At 73.3% G+C, this 18,478-nt stretch carries 19 protein-coding genes; 16 read left to right on the forward strand and 3 right to left on the reverse strand.

Annotated features, from left to right (window positions below):
* From RM572_RS19725 to RM572_RS19745, 5 genes are all read left to right on the forward strand, one after another.
* Entirely contained in the window at positions 1-981 is a 981-nt protein-coding gene (locus RM572_RS19725; RefSeq protein WP_394813653.1) for a sugar kinase, read from the forward strand.
* Positions 978-1,769 carry an IclR family transcriptional regulator gene (locus RM572_RS19730; protein ID WP_311674676.1) on the forward strand — a complete coding sequence of 264 codons (792 nt, stop codon included), beginning with the start codon at positions 978-980 and terminating at the stop codon, positions 1,767-1,769. Before RM572_RS19725 ends, RM572_RS19730 begins: the two co-directional genes overlap by 4 nt.
* Positions 1,766-2,188 (forward strand): RidA family protein, encoded by a 423-nt coding sequence (locus RM572_RS19735; protein ID WP_311674677.1) that lies wholly within the window; start codon positions 1,766-1,768, stop codon positions 2,186-2,188. The genes RM572_RS19730 and RM572_RS19735 overlap by 4 nt, the downstream gene beginning before the upstream one ends.
* Before the next feature lie 170 nt (positions 2,189-2,358).
* Positions 2,359-3,258, forward strand: coding sequence for a S1 family peptidase (locus tag RM572_RS19740; protein WP_311674678.1), 900 nt, complete (start codon positions 2,359-2,361; stop codon positions 3,256-3,258).
* Between the two features lie 127 nt (positions 3,259-3,385).
* A complete protein-coding gene (locus RM572_RS19745) occupies positions 3,386-4,702 on the forward strand; it encodes an Nramp family divalent metal transporter (protein WP_311674679.1) in 1,317 nt (438 codons plus the stop codon).
* 30 nt (positions 4,703-4,732) lie between these two features.
* Here RM572_RS19745 and RM572_RS19750 read toward each other — a convergent pair whose 3' ends face one another.
* From RM572_RS19750 to RM572_RS19760, 3 genes are all read right to left on the reverse strand, one after another.
* The gene (locus RM572_RS19750; RefSeq protein ID WP_311674681.1) at positions 4,733-5,284 is read right to left on the reverse strand and encodes a hypothetical protein; all 552 of its coding nucleotides are present in this window, start codon (positions 5,282-5,284) and stop codon (positions 4,733-4,735) included.
* 159 nt (positions 5,285-5,443) lie between these two features.
* On the reverse strand, positions 5,444-5,881 hold the full coding sequence (locus RM572_RS19755) for a hypothetical protein (protein WP_311674682.1): 438 nt from the start codon (positions 5,879-5,881) through the stop codon (positions 5,444-5,446).
* Between the two features lie 123 nt (positions 5,882-6,004).
* On the reverse strand, positions 6,005-7,765 hold the full coding sequence (locus RM572_RS19760; protein ID WP_311674683.1) for a chitinase: 1,761 nt from the start codon (positions 7,763-7,765) through the stop codon (positions 6,005-6,007).
* Between the two features lie 364 nt (positions 7,766-8,129).
* On the opposite strand from RM572_RS19760, the gene RM572_RS19765 reads away from it, so the two are divergent.
* From RM572_RS19765 to RM572_RS19820, 11 genes are all read left to right on the forward strand, one after another.
* The gene (locus RM572_RS19765) at positions 8,130-9,194 is read left to right on the forward strand and encodes a hypothetical protein (protein ID WP_311674684.1); all 1,065 of its coding nucleotides are present in this window, start codon (positions 8,130-8,132) and stop codon (positions 9,192-9,194) included.
* Complete coding sequence (cpaB, locus tag RM572_RS19770) at positions 9,191-9,904, forward strand: Flp pilus assembly protein CpaB (RefSeq protein ID WP_311674685.1); 714 nt, start codon at positions 9,191-9,193, stop codon at positions 9,902-9,904. Before RM572_RS19765 ends, cpaB begins: the two co-directional genes overlap by 4 nt.
* Before the next feature lie 7 nt (positions 9,905-9,911).
* Positions 9,912-12,080, forward strand: coding sequence for an AAA family ATPase (locus RM572_RS29865; protein ID WP_449657224.1), 2,169 nt, complete (start codon positions 9,912-9,914; stop codon positions 12,078-12,080).
* 227 nt (positions 12,081-12,307) lie between these two features.
* Positions 12,308-12,631, forward strand: coding sequence for a TadE/TadG family type IV pilus assembly protein (locus RM572_RS19785; protein ID WP_394813648.1), 324 nt, complete (start codon positions 12,308-12,310; stop codon positions 12,629-12,631).
* On the forward strand, positions 12,628-14,046 hold the full coding sequence (locus RM572_RS19790) for a CpaF family protein (RefSeq protein WP_311674686.1): 1,419 nt from the start codon (positions 12,628-12,630) through the stop codon (positions 14,044-14,046). The genes RM572_RS19785 and RM572_RS19790 overlap by 4 nt, the downstream gene beginning before the upstream one ends.
* 12 nt (positions 14,047-14,058) lie before the next feature.
* Positions 14,059-15,003: a type II secretion system F family protein gene (locus RM572_RS19795; RefSeq protein WP_136182619.1), complete on the forward strand. Its 945-nt coding sequence runs from the start codon at positions 14,059-14,061 to the stop codon at positions 15,001-15,003.
* Between the two features lie 21 nt (positions 15,004-15,024).
* Positions 15,025-15,915, forward strand: coding sequence for a DUF5936 domain-containing protein (locus tag RM572_RS19800; RefSeq protein WP_311674710.1), 891 nt, complete (start codon positions 15,025-15,027; stop codon positions 15,913-15,915).
* A gap of 249 nt (positions 15,916-16,164) precedes the next feature.
* Positions 16,165-16,359 carry a hypothetical protein gene (locus tag RM572_RS19805; RefSeq protein WP_037790439.1) on the forward strand — a complete coding sequence of 65 codons (195 nt, stop codon included), beginning with the start codon at positions 16,165-16,167 and terminating at the stop codon, positions 16,357-16,359.
* A 92-nt stretch (positions 16,360-16,451) separates the two neighbouring features.
* Complete coding sequence (locus RM572_RS19810) at positions 16,452-16,943, forward strand: hypothetical protein (RefSeq protein WP_311674687.1); 492 nt, start codon at positions 16,452-16,454, stop codon at positions 16,941-16,943.
* Between the two features lie 34 nt (positions 16,944-16,977).
* Positions 16,978-17,559 (forward strand): hypothetical protein, encoded by a 582-nt coding sequence (locus tag RM572_RS19815; RefSeq protein WP_311674688.1) that lies wholly within the window; start codon positions 16,978-16,980, stop codon positions 17,557-17,559.
* Between the two features lie 8 nt (positions 17,560-17,567).
* On the forward strand, positions 17,568-18,302 hold the full coding sequence (locus RM572_RS19820) for an OmpA family protein (protein ID WP_311674689.1): 735 nt from the start codon (positions 17,568-17,570) through the stop codon (positions 18,300-18,302).
* Positions 18,303-18,478 lie beyond the last annotated feature (176 nt).

Below are 18,478 nucleotides of genomic sequence, written 5' to 3' on the forward strand. Positions count from 1 at the left end.
ATGGTCACGTTCCTGCCCACGACGCCGGGCCCGCTCGCCGAGGTGCCGGCCTTCGAACGGTCCATCGGCGGCGCCGAGTCCAACGTGGCCTGCACGCTCGCCCGTGCGGGGCACCCCACCCGCTGGGTCAGCCGGGTCGGCGCGGACGGGTTCGGCGACCACCTGGTGGCGGCGGTCGCCGCCGCCGGGGTCGACACGGCGCACGTCGTCCGCGACCCGGACCGGCCGACCGGCGTCTACTTCCGTACGCGCGGCGAACGGGCGACCGTGTCCGGGGAGCGGGCGGCCGGAGAGGTCGCCTACTACCGCGCGGGTTCCGCGGCCTCGGCGATGTCCCCGCGGACGGTCGGCCTGGCCGCCGCCGACGCGGGCCGCGTCCTGCACCTCACCGGCATCACGGCCGCGCTGTCCGGCGGCTGCCTCGACCTGCTGCGTACGCTCACCGCGCCCCGGCCGGGCCGCCCGACGGTCGCCTTCGACGTCAACTACCGCGTCGGCCTGTGGCGTTCGGCCGCCGACGCCCGGGTCCTGCTGGACCTCGCCCGGGGCTGCGACCTGGTGTTCGCCGGTGAGGACGAGGCGGAGGCCGCCTGGGGCGTCACCGGCGGCCCGGCCGCCGTCCGCGCGGCGCTGCCCGAACCGGCCGCCCTCGTGGTCAAGCAGGGCGCCCTCGGCGCGACGGCGTTCGGGCGCGGCGGGGCCGTGCACGTCCCGGCGCCCCACGTCGACGTGGTCGCGCACGTCGGGGCCGGGGACGCGTTCGCCGCCGGCTACCTGTCGGCGACGCTGCGCGGACTGCCCGTACGCGACCGGCTGCGGCACGGCCACCTGCTGGCGGCCGCCGCGCTCACCGTGCCCGGCGACCTGGCGGAGCCGCCCGCGCGGGAGCACGCGGACCGGCTCGCCGCCCTGCCCGACGACGCCTGGGCGCGGCTGCGCCTCGCACCGGGCTGGACCGCACAGGAGACCGCCGTCCCATGAGCCAGACCGTCGACAGAGCGCTGAGCATCCTCCCGCTGCTGGCCGAAGGGCCGGCCGGACTGGAGCAGGTCGCGCAGCGGCTCGGGGTGCACAAGTCCACGGCGCTGCGCCTGCTGCGCACGCTGCACGAGCACGGCATCGTCTACCGCACGCCGGACCAGCGCTACCGGCTCGGCGCCCGGCTGTTCGCCCTGGCCCAGCAGGCGATCGAGAACGTGGACGTGCGTGGCGTCGCCCACCCCCACCTCTCCGCCCTCAACGAGCGCACCGGTCACACCGTTCACCTCGCCGTGTACGAGGAGGACGAGGTGGTCTACGTCGACAAGGTGGACAGCCGGTACCCGGTGCGGATGTACTCCCGCATCGGCAAGCCGGTGGCCCTCACGGTCGCCGCCGTCGCCAAGCTGCTGCTCGCCGACCTGCCGGAGGCGCGGCGGCGCGCCGTCGCCGAACGGCTCGACTACCCCGCCTACACGGCCCGTTCGACCCCGGACGCGGAGGCGTTCCTGGCCGAGCTGGCGCTCGTCCGCGAGCAGGGCTGGGCCACCGACCTGGGCGGGCACGAGGAGTCCATCAACTGCGTGGCCGCGCCGGTCCGGGGCGCGGACGGGCGGGTGGTCGCCGCGATGTCGGTGTCGGCGCCGAACGTGGTGGTCTCCGCGGACGAACTGCTCACCCTGCTTCCGCTGGTACGCCGCACCGCCCGGGCGATCAGCGCCGAGTACGCCGGGCGCCCCGCCGACGAGCCGGGACCCGGCACCGCCCCTCAGGAGGAGACCACCCGATGACGACACGGCCCACCGAGAAGACCGCGCTCACGCCGCCGACCCACACCACCCCGCCCGCCCGGTTCTCGCACGGCGTGCGGAAGGGGAACATCCTCCAGGTCGCCGGGCAGGTCGGCTTCCTCCCGTCCGTTCCCGGCGAACCGCCCACCCCCGCGGGGCCGACGCTGCGCGAACAGACCCTCCAGACCTTCGCCAACGTCGCGTCGATCCTCCGGGAGGGCGGGGCGAGCTGGGACGACGCCGTCATGATCCGCGTCTACCTGACCGACACCGCGCACTTCCCCGAGTTCAACGCGCTCTACGACGCGTACTTCGCGGAGCAGGACCTGACCGGCCCGCCGGCGGCCCGTACGACGGTCTACGTCGGGCTGCCGCCGGGACTGCTGGTGGAGATCGACGCGCTGGCCGTGCTCGGCTGAGGGCACCGAGGTGCCGAGGGCACCGAGGTGCCGAGGAGTTGAGGCAGGCCGCGGGGAACTCCAGCCGACTGGTGGGTTTCGGCCACGCCCCCTTGTGGTGGACATGCTCAACCCGAAGAATGCGGCAGGCACCGCCGAACACATCTTCGGTACGGAGAGGAATCCCCCACATGAAAAGACCTCTCGTCGGCGCCCTGACCGCCGCCCTGCTCGGGGCGACCGCGTTCACGGGTCTCGCCACGACCCCCGCCGCCGCGTCCGCGCCGGACGCCGCTCCCTTCGGCAAGGCGGCCCCCACGTCCGCCGCGCCCGCCCAGGCCGAGAAGGCCCCCCAGGCCGCACCCGACTTCGCCGGCACCGTGGCGCTGAGCAACTGCTCGGGCTCCCTCGTGCGGGTCCCGCAGTCGCAGCCCACCGACCCGGCGCTGGTGCTCTCCAACGGGCACTGCCTCCAGTCCGGCATGCCGAGCCCCGGCGAGGTCGTCGTCGACCAGCCGTCCAGCCGCAGCTTCACCCTGCTGGACGCGAGCGCGAACGACGTCGCCACGCTGAACGCCACCCGGCTCAGCTACGCGACCATGACCGACACCGACGTGTCGCTGTACGAGCTCGACTCCACCTACCAGGAGATCGAGTCCCAGCACGGCATACAGCCGCTGGACATCGCGGCCGGCCACCCGACCGCCGGTACCGCCATCACGGTCGTCTCCGGCTACTGGAAGCGCACCTACAGCTGCGACATCGACGCGTTCGTGCACGAGCTGCACGAGGCCGGGTGGGTCATGAAGGACTCCATCCGCTACACCCCGGAGTGCGAGACCATCGGCGGCACCTCCGGTTCCCCGATCGTGAACGACGCCACCGGCGAGGTCGTCGGCGTCAACAACACCGGCAACACCAACGGTGGCGAGTGCACGATGAACAACCCCTGCGAGGTGGACGAGAACGGTGAGGTCACCGTCCGCCAGGGGATCAACTACGGCCAGCAGACGTACAAGATCACCGAGTGCGTCACCACCGGCAACAAGATCGACCTCGGTCTGCCGGGCTGCGAGCTTCCCAGGCCATAGGCCCGGAGCCACGGACAAGGGGCCCGCACGGACTGTTCACGGACAGTCCGCGCGGACCCCTTGTGCTGGGTCGTCGATGGCCTGTTTCATGCGCCCACACCCCTGGGGACGAGCACGGAGGCACGTGATGACCACCGAGAACAGTCCGGGCACGAAGAGCGACGGAGCCGGCGGCGCCGCCGTGCGCAAGTCGAGCTGGCGCTACATCGGGCCCGGCATGGTCGTCGCCGCGACCGGTGTCGGCGCCGGCGACCTCGTGTCCACCCTGCTGGCCGGCAGCAAGTTCGGCTACACGCTGCTGTGGGCCGCGGTCATCGGATGCATCGTCAAGATCGCACTGGCCGAGGCGGTCGGCCGCTGGCACCTCGCCACCGGCCGCACCCTCTTCGACGGCTGGCGCTCCCTCGGCGCCTGGACCACCGTCTACTTCGCGGTCTACGTCGTCGTCTGGGGCTTCGTGTACGGCGCCACCGCCATGACGACCAGCGGCCTGCCGCTGCACGCCCTCTTCCCGGACGGACCCGGGCTGAAGTTCTGGGCGATCCTCTCCGGCCTGGCCGGACTCGCCGTCGTCTGGTTCAACCGGTACGCCGTCGTCGAGAAGATCATGATGCTCTTCGTCGGCGTGATGTTCGTGGTCGTCGTCTACCTCGCGATCCGCGTCTCCCCGGACGTCCCCGCCCTCTTCTCCGGCCTGGTGCCGACCCTGCCGGACGGCTCGGTCTTCTACACCCTCGGCCTCATCGGCGGAGTCGGCGGCACCATCACCATGGCCGCCTACGGCTACTGGGTGAACGCCAAGGGCTGGACCGACTCCGGCTGGATGAAGATGATGCGCCTGGACAACCGGGTCGCCTACGTCACCACCGGCATCTTCGTCGTCGCGATGCTCATCGTCGGCGCCGAGCTGCTGCACGCCGCGAACATCGCGCTCACCGACGGCAGCGAGGGCCTGGTCGACCTCGGCGACGTCCTGGAGGAGCGCTTCGGCTCGACCACCGCCGTGCTGTTCCTGGTCGGCTTCTTCTCCGCCTCGTTCTCCTCCCTGGTCGGCGTCTGGCACGGCGTCAGCCTGCTCTTCGCCGACTTCGTCGAGCGCGTCCGGGCGGCCCGCGCCCCGAACGGCGAGCGGCCGGAGGACAGCGCGAAGCAGGTCTCGCGCGGCGAGCGCGAGAAGTCGACGCCGTTCCGCGCGTACATGCTGTGGCTGACCGTTCCGCCGATGGCGCTGCTGTGGCTGGAACAGCCCTTCGGGCTGGTCATCGCGTACGGCGTGCTGGGCGCGTTCTTCCTGCCGTTCCTCGCGGGGACGTTGCTGTGGCTGCTCAACACGGACCGCACGCCGCACGCCTGGCGCAACGGCCTGCTCAGCAACGTGATGCTGGTGGTCGGCGGGCTGCTGTTCTTCGTGCTGCTCGTGGAGAAGATCCGGTCCCTGCTCTGACGGCGCGTCCCGGGCGGCGCGGCGCGGCGGTCACGTGCTCTGCGCCGTCCCGCCGCCGGGGGCGTCCGGAGTCGTCGCGGAGCCGCGGGTGGTGGGTGGGCCGTCCGGCGGGAGGTCCGTCAGCACCCACCTCCGGCGCGGTGCGAAGCCCCGGACCGCCAGCAGCGCAGCGGGGACGGCGACCAGGGCCATGAGTCCCGCCTGACCCGTCCGGGCGTCGGCGCACAGCGCGCTCAGCTCGCCCCGGATCGTGTCGTCCGGGAGGGTCTGGGCGGCTGCGAGATCGAAGGGTTCGCGGTGCCTGCGCTCCCATTCCGTGCGGAACTCCTGGCTGCGCGGCTCCAGCCCCTCCGTCACGGTGTACGTGTGGTGGTGGCCGTCGATGCCGGAGGCGTGCCAGTCCTCCACCCAGGTGGCGCGCCAGATCATGGGCTCGCACCGGACCGAGAACGCCGGGTTGCCCGTGGGGGACGCGCTCCCCTCGAACTCGTAGGTCGGCCCGGAGAGGAGATTCCAGAACATCCAGGCGAAGAGAACCGCCGCGCCCAGGGCGGCGGTGCGCCGGCGCTTCATCCATGACATGCACGGAACAGTAGAGCCGGCCGGCCCCGGCGGAGGCGCCGGTGTCCGGGCCGAAGCCGTCCCGTTACGGGCTGCGGACACGTCGGGCCGCCCGCCGGCGTCGCGCGTCGCGGCGCCCGGCGGCCCGGTGCGGGCCGCCGGGTGGGCGGCGTCAGGCGGTCACAGGCGGCTCCAGGAGGCGCAGTCGGCGGTGTCCTCGGTGCCGCGGCAGACGGTGATGTAGGCCGTGGTGGTCGGCATCATGAACGCCCGGAGGGACACCGCGGCGGACTCCGCACCGCACACCTCGGCCTGCTTCGCGGGGAAGGCCGGCGCGAGGTCGTAGACGAACCGCGTCCACACGGAGTGGCAGCCGGTCCCCGCACCCGTCAGCTCTCCCTCGACGACCAGATCGGAGAAGATCCCGTTCGGTTCCCGCCAGCGCTCTCCCGACGCCTGGGCGCCGTCGTGCGCGACGGACCACGGGGTGCGGTCCGCGCGTGCCCCGGTGATGCTCGGCGCCTCAGCCGTGCCCGGTGCCGCGGCGGCGGAGGCGGCGGTGGGAGCCAGCAGCGGCAGGATCGCGGCGGCGATCGCCACGGGCAGAGAGCGGCGCATGAGGGGATCCTCTCCTCGCGGGTGGAAGTCGAGCATGAACCTGTCCAGTCCGGGCCGGGAACATGCCTCTCCCCGGGCGGAGTCGGCCCGGGGAGAGGCGGGGGTGACGCGGGCGTACGCCGGCTACGGCAGTCCGTGGACGTGCGGGCCGACCGCGTTCGACCACTGGTCGCCGTTCAGCGCGTCCCAGTTGGTGGACCAGGTCATCGCGCCGCGGAGCGACGGGTAGGTCTGCGAGGGCTGGAAGGAGCCGCAGTGCGTGCCCCGCGCCAGACAGTCCAGCGCGTCGTTGACCACGGACGGGTCGACGTGGCCCGATCCGGCGCCGCGCGGCGAGGCGGGCGTGCCGAGGCCGACCTGTGAGGCGTCCAGCCCGCCGCGGAGCTGGATGCAGGCGAGCGCGGTGAGGAAGTCCACCGAGCCCTGGCTGTACACCTGGCCGTCGCAGCCCAGCATCGAACCACTGTTGTAGTACTGCATGTTGACGACGGTGAGGATGTCCTTCACGTTCAGCGCCAGCGTGAAGTACTCGGTGGACGTGGACTGCATGTCCAGCGTCTGCGGTGCCATGGTGAGCACGAAGTCCGGCCCGGCGTTCGCCGCCAGGTCGCGGATCGCCTGCGTCAGGTAGGTCGAGTTGATCCCGTGTTCCAGGTCGATGTCGATGCCGTCGAAGCCGTACTCCTGCATCAGCGCCCAGGCGCTGTCGGCGAAGGCGCGGGCGGACGCGTCGTCGTTGACCGTCACGTTGCCCAGTTCGCCGCCCACGGACAGGATCACCGCCTTGCCCTCGGCCTGCTTCGCGGCGATGTCCGCCTTGAACGCGTCGTCGGACGGGGCCAGCGCGGGGTCGAGCGCGAAGGTCAGCTCGCCCGGTGTGCTGGTGGAGGAGGCGAAGGCGACGGCGATGATGTCGTACGCGTCCTGCACCTCGGTCAGTCGCTGCGTCTGCGCGCCGTTGTCGAAGTTCTGCACGTAGCCGGTGAGGGCGTGCTCGGGCACGGTGGTGCCGCCGTCCCCGCCGTCGGCGGACGTACGGGCCGTCACCGCGGCCGACTTCGCGGACTCCCCGACGCCGTTGACGGCGCTGACGCGGAAGGCGTACGAGGTCGACGGGGAGAGCCCGGCGACGGTGGCGGAGGCGCCCTCGACGGACGCGACCTTCGTCCCGTCCCGGTACACGTGGTAGGCCGTGGCGTCCGGCACCTCGGACCAGGACAGGTCGACGGAGCCGGCGGTCACGGCGCCCACGGTCAGGCCGCTCGGCACCGCCGGCACCTCCGGGTCGCCCGGGTCGCCCGGGTCACCGGGCTCGCCCGGTCCGCTGAGCGCCAGGTCGTCGGCGTGGTAGGCGCCCTGGCCGTACCAGCCGTGCAGGTAGACCGTCACCGAGGTGGTGTCCGGGCCGGTGCGGAAGGTCGTGGAGAGCTGCTTCCAGGACGGGGTGGAGCCGGTCCAGGTGGCCACGTCGGTGGTGCCGGTGCCGGTCGCGCCCAGGTAGACGTACGACCCCTGCACCCAGCCGCTCAGCGTGTAGTCCGCGTCGGGCTCGACGGCGACGACCTGGCTGCACCGGGCGTTGTCCTGCCCGGCGGGGGTCGCCGTCAGCGCGCGGGCGCCGCTGCGCGCGGGGGAGGCGGCGGCCGCACCGCTGTCGCCGGAGCAGGTCCAGCCCTCCAGGCCCGCCTCGAACCCCGCGTTGTCCAGGAGTTGGGCCGCTGCCCGGGAGCCGTCGTCCTCGGCGGGCGCGGCGCCGGCGGCGGGTCCGGTCAGCGCGGTGGCGATGAGGGCGCCGGCGGCGGCCAACGCCGCCGCCCCGGCGGTCAGTCCGCGCGACGGACGACGTCCGCGGTGTCTGCGGCTCGTTCGGGTGGTGCGTTCCACGACTGCCTCCACGGCATGGGGGACGGGGGAGAGGGTGGGGAGGAAACGCTCGAAGGGACGGTGGCCACCGTCGTCGCTGCGCCGCAGAATGGTTCAGACCAATGATCCTGTCAAGGCTTCGCGCAGCGGTCGATGCGTGAGCAGCGGCCCGGCGGGGGAGGTCTCCTCCGGGGCCGTACGCGGGTACGTGCACGTGCGACGGGCCCGGCGACGGGTTCGGCGGGTCGGTCCGACCGGGTTCGGTGGACGGTTCACTGGCGGCCGACCGCGCCGATAAGGTGTTATGTCGTCAGTAGGGTGTGCGGACGGTCGCACCGAGCGACGACGAGTCCGTGGCCGACCGCCGAGGACGGGGGGAGTGGATGTGACCACCGCACTGGCCGTCACCAGCCCCGACCACGTGCTCTCCCCGCCCGACCGGCACACCCCCGGCGCGCACGTCTTCCGGCCGCCCGAGGACCAGCCGCTCGAAGTCGCCCTGGCCCAGACCCAGTCGCTCGTCGACCAGTACGGCTATCTGGTCGTCGTCCACCCGCACACGCTGCCCACCGCATACCTGCACCGGCTGCACGCGCTGCGCGCCCTGCTGGAGAGCGACCGCATCGCGCTGCTCCCCAGCAGACTGCCGCCCCTCGGCATCGGCGTCCTGGTACGGCAGTTGCGGCAGCTCTCGCTGTGCGAGTTCAGCCCCGGCGTGCTCGGCAGCGCCGCCCGGCTGCTCACCCACTACGTGCACGCGGGCGCCCTGCTCGGGTCCGTCGCCCGGCTCGACCAGGTCCCGGTGTCGCTCACCGCACACGCCAAGTCCTGGCTGCCCGGCGCCCAGTTCGCCGTCACCACCGCTCCCGGGCCGCAGCTCGTACGGCTCGGCGCGAAGGACGCACGTCCCCTGGCCGGGCCGCAGTTCGCCACCCGCCTCACCGTCGCCCCCGGCAGCCTCGACTCCGACTGGCCGCGCAGCACCCTCGCCGCACAGTGGCGCGTCACCGACGTGCAGGAGGAACGGCTGCCCGCCGACTCCGCCGCATGGTGGGGCACCGGCAAGGTCACCGAGTTCGCCGCCGCGATCGCCGACCTGCCGGTGCTGCACCAGCTCGTCAGCTCCGTCCGCCGGGACACCTGCCGCTGGTGCGGCCTCGAACTCCTCGGCGACCGCTGCGCGTTCTGCGCCGCCGGACTCGCCCGCCCGGAGCCGGACGGACCGGCCGGCCAGGCCCCCGCTCCAGGGGTCGCGGCTCCTGGAGCACAGACCGAACTCACCGCACCGGCCTCCGTGACCGGCCACGGCCCCGGCCCCCTGGGCCCGGGCGCCCCGGCGCCGGCCGGACCCCCGCCGGCCGGCCCCGGGGACCCGTACGCCCCCGGCCCGCAGGCGGCCACCGCCGCCGACCTCCGACCAGCCGTCCACCAAGGGATCCCCCGTTCATGAACTCCCGTCAGCGCCGCGGCGTCCTCCTCATCGCCATATCCGCCCTGTGCGCACTCGGCGCCTTCGCGGGCGTCCTGGCGGTGATCCGGCAGGTGCAGTCCAAGGTCGGCCCCGAGGTCACCGCATACGAACTCAAGGCCGACGTCGCCGCCTACGAGACCATCGGCGAGGACGACGTGCGCCGCATCTCCATGCCGGAGCGCTGGCTGCCCGAGACGGCCGTCACCGACCTGGGTGACCTGCGCGGAAGGATCGCCGTCAACCCGCTTCGGCAGGGCTCGCTGCTCCAGACCGACATGATGGCCGAACGACCCGCCCTCGAAGCCGGCCAGCAGGAGATCGCCATCATGATCGACGCGGCCACCGGCGTCGCCGGGAAGATCAACCCCGGTGACGAGGTCAACGTCTACGCCACCTTCGACGGCGACCGCGACGGCGAGGAGGCCGCCGCCGACCAGTCCCGCCTGATCGTCACCCAGGCCCGGGTCATCGACGTCGGCGAACTCGCCCCCTTCGAGGACGACGACTCCCGCAGCCGCGCCGAAGAGCGCGAGGGCGTGCCCATCACCTTCGCGCTGAACACCCGGGACGCCCAGCGCATCGCGTACGCCGAGTCGTTCGCCGAGCACGTACGCCTCGCGCTGGTCGCCCCCGGCAGCGAGCCGGTCCCCGAGGACGAACGCGTCTACAGCCTCGCCGGGGACAGGTGAGCCGCCCGTGACGACCCGCATCCTCCCCGCCGTCGGCGACCCCGACGCCGCCCGCGCGCTGACCACCCTCGCCGCGCAGCTCCCCGGCGCCGAACCGATGCCGCCCGCCGCCGACGGCACCCGCCTGCTGGAGACCCTCGACCAGGTCGCCGCCGGGTCCCCCGCCGACCTGCCCGAAGTGGTCCTCGTCCACGAACTCGTCGGCCCGCGACCCGCACTGGAACTCATCCGCGACGTCGCGCTCCGCTTCCCCTCCGTCGGCGTCGTCCTCGTCACCCGCGACACCACGCCCGGTCTCTACTCCGCCGCCATGGACGCCGGCGCGCGCGGCGTCGTCGGTCTCCCCCTCGCCCACGACGAACTCGCCGCCCGCGTGGAAGCCGCCGCCACCTGGGCCGGCGGCGTGCGCCGCCACCTCGGCCACGCCACGGGCCCCGCCCCGGCCCGCGGCGTCGGCGGCACCGTCGTCTCCGTCACCGGCGCCAAGGGCGGCGTCGGCTGCACGCTCACCGCCGTGCACCTCGCCCTCGCCGCCCGCGCCTCCGGCCGGGACACCGTGCTGGTCGACATGAACCTCCAGTCCGGCGACGTCGCCTCCTTCCTCGACGTGCAGTTCCGCCGTTCCGTGGTCGACCTCGCCGGCATCGCGGACCTGACCCCGCGCGTCCTCGCCGACGCCGTCTACACCCACGACACCGGCCTCGCCCTGCTCCTCGCCCCCGCCGAGGGCGAGCGCGGCGAAGAGGTCGACGACCACGCCGCCCGCCAGGTCGTCGCGGCGCTGCGCGCCCGCTACGAGATCGTGGTCGTCGACTGTGGCACCCAGATGCACGCCGCCAACGCCGCCGCCGTCGAACTCGCCGACCGCGCGCTGCTCGTCACCACCCCCGACGTCATCGCCGTACGCGCCGCCAAGCGCATGATGCGGCTGTGGGACCGCCTCCGGGCCCGCAAGGCCGAGGACACCCTGACCGTCGTCAACCGCGCCTCCAAACACACCGAGATCCAGCCCTCCCTCATCGCCCGCATCGTCGGCACGCCGGTGGCAAGGGCCACCGTGCCCGCCGGCTTCAAGGAGCTGCACACCGCGCTGGACGCGGGCCGCATCCAGGACGTCGACGACCGCAGCTCGGTCAAGCAGGCGCTGTGGACGCTGGCCGCCGAAGTGGGCGCCGCCGCGCCGTCCCAGGGCGGCAACGGCGGTGGCAGAGGAGGCGAGGGCAAGGGCGGGCGCGCCCCCCGGCACTCCCGCGGCACGCCGGCACCGCCCGCCGTCTCCGGGGGCACACCGCCCCCCGCCGCCCTTCCGCCCGGCGCCCCCGCCGCCCCGGGCCGCTTCGGCTCCGACCGGGGCGCGGTCGCCCTGCCGGGCTGGTTCGTCCGGGCGGTCGGCCGGGTCGCGGGGGTCCCCGGAGTCCCCGGAGTCTCGGGGGTCACCGCGATCAGCCCGGTCGCCGGGGTCGCGGCACCCGGGCCCGGCACCGCCGCCGGGACGGTCGTCGCCACGCCGCCCGGAGCCGTCGCAGGCGCCGGACGGGCAGGCGCCGGACGGGCAGGCACCGGACGGGCAGGCACCGGACGGGCAGGCGCCGGACGGGCAGGCGCCGGACGGACAGGCACCGGGACCGGGTGCGCCCGAGGCCGTGCGGTCTCCCGAGCGCCGTCCCCGTCCGGCGGTGAACGTCACCGCCGGACCCCGTCGCCCGCCCCCGGCGGGCCGTCGCCCTGGGACGGGCCCTCGCCGGGCCGCCGCGTCCTCGGCCGGCTGCGCCGAGCCGTGCGCCTTGCGGCGCTCCGGGAGTCCGCGGAACGCGACCGGGGGGCGCTGACCGTCGAGTTCGCCGGGATGGCGCCCCTCGTGCTGCTGGTGCTGGCCCTGCTGTGGCAGGCGGTCCTGATCGGCCACACCTTCACCCTCGCGGGCAACGCCGCAGACGAGGGCGCCCGTGCGGCGACGGCCGCCGCGGCATACGGCGACCCGGCCGCGGCCTGCGCGGCGGCGGCCCGCGAACACCTGCCGTCGGCGTGGAACTCCGGCGCCACGGTGTCCTGTTCCCGCTCCGGCGACCTCTGGACGGCCGACGTGACCCTCCCGACCCCCGCCCTGTTCCCCGGCGCCGCGAATCTGCCCTTCACCGTCGACGGCTCCGCCGGCGCCGCCGCTGAGGCGGACTGATGCCGGGCCGCACCCGGCCCCGGCCGGCGACATCTCGGCGACCCCGCCGCTTCCCGTGCCCGGCAGGGCTCCGCGGTGCGGCCCGGCCCTCGGAGACCGGAGACGTCCCCGCCACCGGGGGAGCCCCGGGGGAGAGGGCACGCCCCGCCTCGCGCCCGGCGACCGCCCGGCGCACGGCACCTCGGCGCGATCCCCAACGGGGAGCGTCCAGCATCGAGTTCGCCGGGATGCTGCCGCTGCTCCTCCTCGTCGCCCTCGCGGCGCTCCAGCTCGGCATCGCCGGCTACGCCGTGCAGCAGGCCGGCACGGGCGCCCGCGCGGGAGCCCGTACGGCGTCACAGGCCGAGATCGCGGACCGGTGCGCGGGCACGGGCAAGGCCGCCATGAGCGGCTGGACCGCCCGCCGCTCCACGTTCGACTGCGCCCACGGCGGCGACGCCGTCACCGTCACCACGACCGTCACCATCCCGTCGGTCATCCCCGGCGTCGACGACTTCGGCTCCGCCGCCCGCTCCGTCACGATGCCCAGCGACGAGGGGAGCACCGAGTGAGCCTGCGTTCCCGCCTGTCCGGCCCCGACGGACACCCGCCCGGCACGGCGTCGCAGCCCGCGAACGGCACCGGCGCGACCGGCGCGACCGGCGCGCGCGGCGCCGAAGGCGCCGAAGCCACCGCCCGGCTCGTCCCCGCCTACCGCACCAAGCTCCTCGAGGAGATCGACCTCGCCGAGATGTCGGCGCTCACCCCCGCCGAACGCCGCTCGCGCCTCGAACGCGTCCTCGGGCACCTGATCAGCCGCGAAGGCCCCGTCCTGGCGACCGACGACCGTGACCTGCTCATCCGCCGTGTCGTGGACGAGGCGCTCGGCCTCGGCGTCCTCGAACCCCTCCTGGAGGACGCCTCCGTCACCGAGATCATGGTCAACGGCCCGGACCAGGTCTTCGTGGAACGCGCCGGCCGCGTCGCGCAGGTGCCGGTGCGGTTCGCCTCGCACGAGCAGCTCATGCAGACCATCGAGCGCATCGTCTCCACCGTGAACCGGCGCGTGGACGAGTCCAACCCCATGGTCGACGCCCGCCTCCCGACCGGCGAACGCGTCAACGTCGTCATCCCGCCGCTGTCCCTGACGGGCGCCACCCTCACCATCCGCCGCTTCCCCCGCGCCTACCGGCTCGACGAACTCGTCCGGCTCGGCACCCTGGACGACGCCATGGTCCTGCTCCTCTCCGCCTTCATCCGGGCCCGCTTCAACGTGATCGTCTCCGGCGGCACCGGCTCCGGGAAGACGACCCTGCTCAACGCCCTGTCCGGCCTCATCCCGGAGACCGAACGCATCATCACCGTCGAGGACGCCGCCGAACTCCAGCTCCAGCAGCAGCACGTCATCCGCCTGGAGACCCGCCCGCCGAACGTCGAGGGCAAGGGCCGGGTGACCGTACGCGACCTGGTGCGCAACAGCCTCCGCATGCGGCCGGACCGCATCATCGTCGGCGAGGTGCGCGGCGGCGAGACCCTCGACATGCTCCAGGCCATGTCCACCGGCCACGACGGCTCGCTCGCCACCGTGCACGCCAACAGCGCGGAGGACGCGCTGATGCGCCTCCAGACCCTCGCCTCCATGTCGGAGGTCGAGATCCCCTTCCCCGCCCTCCAGGACCAGATCAACTCCGCCGTGGACGTGCTGGTGCAGCTCGCGCGTTTCCCCGACGGCTCGCGGAAGATCGTGGAGATCTCGCTGCTCGCCTCGCACGGCCGGGAGACCTTCCAGATCGCGTCCGTGTGCCGCTTCCGCGCCCGCCCGATGACCCCGGACGGCCGGATCTTCGGCACCTTCGAGCACCTGCCCGTGACCCGCCGTGCGGCCGACCGGCTCACCATGACCGGCGAATCCGTCCCGCCCGCGTTCGGCGTCGCCGCCCCCGACAGCCGGCTCACCACCCGCGAAGCCGGCGGCGCAACAGGCTGAGGACCCACCCCCATGACCACACTCGCGCTGATCACCCTCGCCGCCGCGCTCCTGGCCTGCGTCCTCGCCGTCGCCGGGGTCCAGGCGTTCGCGTCGGGCCGCGCCCGACGGCAGGCGCTCGTCGAACGCCTCGCCGCACCCGCCGAGGGCCCCCTCCCACCGGACGGGCGGGGACGGCCGTTCACCGCCGTCGACCGTCGGCTGCGCCGCACCCGCCTCGGCCGCCGCATCCACCTGCGGCTCGCCGCCACCGGACTCGACCTCACCCCCGGCGAGTTCGCCGTCTACGCCGTCACCGGCGTCGCCGGACTGTGGATTCTCGCCGCCACGCTGCTCGCCCCCTTCTTCGGCCCCCTCGCCGGCATCCTCGGGGTCCTCGCCGCCAACGCCTTCCTCGACTGGCAGCGGCAGAAGCGCATCGAAGCCTTCATCGGCCAACTCCCCGAACTCTCCCGCATCCTCGCCAACGCCACCTCCGCCGGCCTCGCGCTGCGCACCGCCCTCGGCATGGCCGCCGAGGAGATGGACGCCCCCGCAGGCGACGAACTCACCCTCGTCGCGGGCGAACTCGCCGTCGGACGCTCCGTCGAGGACTCCCTCGGCGAACTCGCCGAACGCCTCCCGTCGCGCGAACTCGTCGTCCTCGTCACCACCCTGGTGCTCTCCCACCGCGCCGGCGGCACCATCGTCAGCTCGCTGCGCAACCTCACCGAGACGCTGGAGGAACGCAAGGAGACCCGGCGCGAGGTCCGCACCATGCTCGCCGAGGTCAACGCCACGGCGTACACCATCCCCGTGCTCGGCGTCGGCGCGATGCTGATGATGAACTCCATGTCCCCGGGCGCCCTCGACCAGGTCACCGGCACGCCCGCCGGACAGATCGCGATGATCGTCGCCGTCGGGCTGTTCGCCGTCGGATTCACCGTCATCCGCCGCCTCGGCCGGATCGAAGTCTGAGGAGTGCGCACCGTGACCTCCCTGCTCCCGCTGCTCCTCGCCCTCGCCGCAGGACTGGCCGTACTCGGCGTCCTCACCGGCATACGCCTCTACCGCGGCGAGACCAGGCTGCCGTCCGACCTCGCGCTTGCACTGGAGGTCGGTGCCACCCGCGCCAAACCGCGCCAGCAGGCCGTCGACACCCTCGGCGTCCGCCTCGCCCCGCTCGTGCTGCGGCTGATGGGACCCAAACTGCGGGACGCCAAGCGCCGACGCATCGACCAGGCCGGCAACCCCGGCGGCCTCACCCTCGACCGCTACGCCGCCCGCCGCGCCGTCTACGGGCTCTTCGGTGCCGTCATGGCGTGCATCGGCCTCGTCGCCGGCAGCCCCGTCTTCGCCCTGATCGCCCTGGCCTTCGGCTGGTTCGCCGCGGACCTCGCCCTGCGCGAGGCCATCCGCCACCGCAGGCGCGAGATCGAGCGCACGCTGCCCGACTTCCTCGACGTGCTCGCCGTCGTCGTCTCGGCCGGACTCAGCTTCCGTCAGGCCCTGGAGCGGGTCGCCGAACGCTACAAGGGGCCGTGGGCGGACGAACTCCACATCACCCTGCGGCAGATGGACATGGGGGTGAGCCGCCGCGAGGCGTTCGGTCAGCTGCGCCGCCGCAACTCCTCCGAACAGGTCGACCAGTTCGTCACCGCACTGCAGCAGGGCGAGGAACTGGGCGCCCCCATCGCCGACACGCTGATGCAGATCGCCACCGACATGCGCCGTACGGATGCGCAGAACGCCCGCCGCAAGGCCGCCAAGACGGTTCCCAAGGCGACCATCGCCACCATCGCGTTCCTGCTGCCCGGCACGCTCATCCTCATCGTCGCCACCTTCGTCCTGGGCAGCGGGACGGACTTCGGTTCGTTCCTGGGCGAATGACGAGGAGCGTGGGCGGCGTTGTGGGCGGCGGCGGTCACGCCGAGTCCATCCCGATACCCGCCGACTCTGGTGCAGATGCCACCGATCGTGACACCCTCAGCGATGGCACATCGACGGTGCGCGACAATACGACAGACCACCGAAACGACGAACCACAGCCGGAGGTGAGGACGTTGACCTTACGGGGCATCCTCACCTCGCTGAGCGGGACCGGCCGCACGAGGCCGGCCGACACCGGAGGAGACCGCCATGAGGGCCATCCGCGAGTGGGTCCGGAAGACCACCCCACACCTGAGGGGCCGCGCCGCGGACCGGGGCGTCACGTCCATCGAGTACGCGGGCATCGTCATCCTGGTCGCCGGCATCATCCTGCTGATCACCCAGCTGAACCTGGGCACTCAGATCGCAGCCGGTATCCGCGGTGCGGTGAGCGGCATCCTCTGAGTCGTGCTCTCCACGGTGACGGCGGACAGACCCTGATCCTGTACGCCGGGGTCATCGCCGGACTGCTCTTCCTCGCCCTGGCGTTCTTCGCCGTGGCCAAGGCGGGCGCCGTGCGCAACGGCGGCCAGTCGGCGGCTGACGCGGCGGCCCTCGCTGCGGCACAGGACGACCGTGACCGCTTCTTCGACGGGTTCCTCGATTCCCTCGGGGACGACGACGAGTGGCAGGACTGGCTGGACCTCACCGAGTCGCTCGACCCCGAAGGCTGCGGCGCGGCGTCGGACTTCGCCGGGCGTAACGACTCCTCGGTGACGTCCTGCGACCCGGTCCTCCGCCGAGGCGACCCCGGTTACGCCGTGACCGTCGAGACGAACTTCGACACCGGCAAGACCATCATCCCCGGAACCGGCAACAAGACCGCCACCGCCGACGCGACGGCGGTCGTCCGGCCGCAGTGCGCCTTCGACGCAGACAGCGACGACGTGGAACTGACCTGCGACGGCGAAGAGATCGAGATCGACCCCGATGACGACGACATCGACCTGGACCCAGCCGACCTGTTCGACGTGGTCCTCGTCGACTGACCACCGAGCAACGAGTGAAGGACGAGACCGAGCCATGAGCATGCGGCCAGCCCGAGCCCGCAGGGCTTCGACCGTCGTGGCCCTCACCCTGGGCACCGCACTGGCGATCGCCGGATGCAGTGGGGACAGCGAGGGCCCTCAGCCCGAGCAGTCCAGCAGCCAGGCCGGGTCGCAGGGCGGGGGGAACGACGGCGAGGCCTCCGGCGGACAGGACCAGAACCAGGTCGTCGCGGAGGTCAAAGGCGGCGACATCACCCTGCGCGTCACCTCCGCCGTCCGGGAAGAGGGCGGCTTCGTGACACTCCGAGGCACCGTCACGAATGCGGGGAGCGACGTATGGGTCGCCCCCGGCTGGCAGGGCGACGAAGCCGAACTCGCCGACAACCAGGCGTCCATGGCCGGCGCCAAGCTCGTGGACAAGGAAGGCCGCAAGCGGTACTACATCCTCCGCGACACCGAAGGACGCTGCCTCTGCACGAAGTTCACCCTCGGTGTGGAGGCCGGAAAGACCGCCGACTGGTACGCGCAGTTCCCCGCGCCGCCGGAGGGGAACGACGAGGTGGACTTCCAGATCGCCGACATGCCGCCCGCCACCGTCTCCCTCTCGGAAGGGTGAGCCCGGCCATGACCCCTCGCCCCCGCGCACGTGTCCTGCGGTCGGCCGCCTGTACCTCCGTGTCGGTCCTGGTCCTGGCAGGCGTCGGTGCCACCGGCGCGCACGCGGACCCCACCGATCCGCCGGCCCCGCCCTCGCTGCCAGGCGCCGCCAACCCGACCACGATCCCGACCGACGACCCCGCCCTGCCGGGGGAGGACGGCGGACCCGCCCCCTCGTACAGCGAGCCGCCGGACAACATCGGCGACGCCGAACCGCCGGTGGAGGTGGATCCGCAGGCCGTCGGCCTGGAGCTCGCCGACGGGGCGCGCCTCGCCCCGCCGAAGGTGCTGGACATCAAGTTCGTCACCGAGACCATGACCGGCGAGCAGCGCCGAGCCGACAGCAACACCAAGACCACCTTCACCCTCCAGGCGGAGGTGCTGTTCCCCAAGAACAGCGCGAAGCTCAACAACGAGGCGCGCGCTCGCATCGAGGACATCGCGACGGAGATCGAAGGCCAGGGCGCGACCGAGGTGAACGTCTTCGGCTTCACCGACAACCTCGGCTCGTACGCCCACGGTGAAGTTCTCTCCAAGCAGCGGGCCAACGCCGTCCAGAAGGAACTGGCCGGGGAGTTGGACCCGGGCATCACCTTCCAGGTGCGCGGCTACAGCGAGGACTACCCCATCGCGGACAACTCCTCGGAGGAGGGCCGGAAGAAGAACCGCCGCGTCGAGGTCTCCTTCGCCCGCGAGGGCTGACGCCGCGCTGCGCGGCGTCCTGGGGGTGCGGTTCAGGCGGCGGCTTCGCCGTGCCTGGGTGTGGGTGTCGTGCCGGGTGGCTGGTGTCGTGGTGGTGCGGGTGTAGGGGCGGGCTACGGGAGGGGGGTGGGGGGTGGCGGGTGCGTTCAGGGTGCTGGTGGCGGGTGTGGTGGGTG

The sequence above is a fragment of the Streptomyces hazeniae genome (assembly GCF_031845485.1).
Lineage (GTDB): Bacteria > Actinomycetota > Actinomycetes > Streptomycetales > Streptomycetaceae > Streptomyces > Streptomyces hazeniae.